The organism is Acetomicrobium mobile, assembly GCF_937920065.1.
The window spans coordinates 1-1049 of sequence record NZ_CALETC010000218.1 but is presented as its reverse complement, the minus strand read 5'-3'; the positions used below and the strand labels follow the sequence as shown (position 1 = coordinate 1049).

Annotated in this window: 2 protein-coding genes; one reads left to right on the top strand and one right to left on the bottom strand. The window is 43.9% G+C overall.

From position 1 onward, the window contains the following. Positions 1 to 319 (top strand): DJ-1/PfpI family protein (locus Q7P41_RS08525; protein WP_303883473.1); only part of this gene is annotated, 319 nt, incomplete at its 5' end. Positions 320 to 580: 261 nt separating this feature from the next. On the opposite strand, the gene Q7P41_RS08520 is transcribed toward Q7P41_RS08525, so the two are convergent. Next, positions 581 to 1049: 2-oxoacid:acceptor oxidoreductase family protein (locus Q7P41_RS08520; RefSeq protein ID WP_303883472.1), on the bottom strand; the 469-nt coding region annotated here is incomplete at its 5' end.

The window sequence follows — 1049 nt, the reverse complement described above, 5'->3', positions numbered from 1 at the left end:
CGGAGGATATGCTCCCGATAAGATTAGAAGATACCCAAAGGCACTTGAGATAGTTAAAATGCTGAATGATGCCAATAAAATTATCGCTTTTATTTGCCATGCAGGATGGGTGCCTATTTCGGCGGGAATACTGAAAGGAAGAAAGGCTACTTCTGTCGGAGCCATAAAAGACGATATGGTGAACGCTGGCGCCAACTGGGTGGATGAAGCCGTAGTAGTAGACGGAAACCTCATAAGCAGTAGGACCCCAAACGATCTTCCTTACTTTTGCAAGGCCATGATTGAAAAGGCTTCCTCAGGTTGCAGTTTTTGTTGCTAATGAAGTAACGAACGGCCAGTAAAGGGGGCCAATTGTGGCCCCCTTTACTTACTTTGTTAATTAGTTTAGTTAACTAGCACAGCAATTTGCCTGCCTTATTTAACAACACAAAAGTGTAACCAAATGGCACGCATCTCTCGTAATCATATCGCAGGCGGGGCAACGTGAAGTGATTTATAGCGAAAATCGAGTTGGATCTTGCTTCTCTTTTCGCCATGCTTTTAAAATCATTGTCTTTTCCTAAATCCTTTGCCTGAAAAATCAGCTCTTTGAACTTATAGTTTTTCCCAGTTCAATGCCCTTGTTCAAAATCTCAATGTTCTTGTCCAAAACTTTCGCGGGGAGTCTTTTCGCCAAAACTTTGCCTAACGTTTCCTCCGATATTTCTTCGATGAAGCTCGCGGCCACACCCAGGGAAAGAATGTTTGCACTCCTGGGAGATCCAAACTTTATAGCGGTTTCAGCTATTGGAAGACCTATAAATCTTACACCGAGGTCGTATCTAGAAGCTTCGATGACACTGGAATCGTAAATCACCATACAATCTTCGCTATCGATATCAAGATAGCGCACTAAAGCCTCCTCGGCTAGTGCAATGATGAGGTCGGGGGTTAAAGCATAGGGGTATAAGATTTCATCATTGGAAATGATAACATCTGTCTTGGTAAAACCTCCTCTTGCGGATACCCCGTAGGCTTGGGTTTGAGCAGCTCGCAATCCGCAACTGACG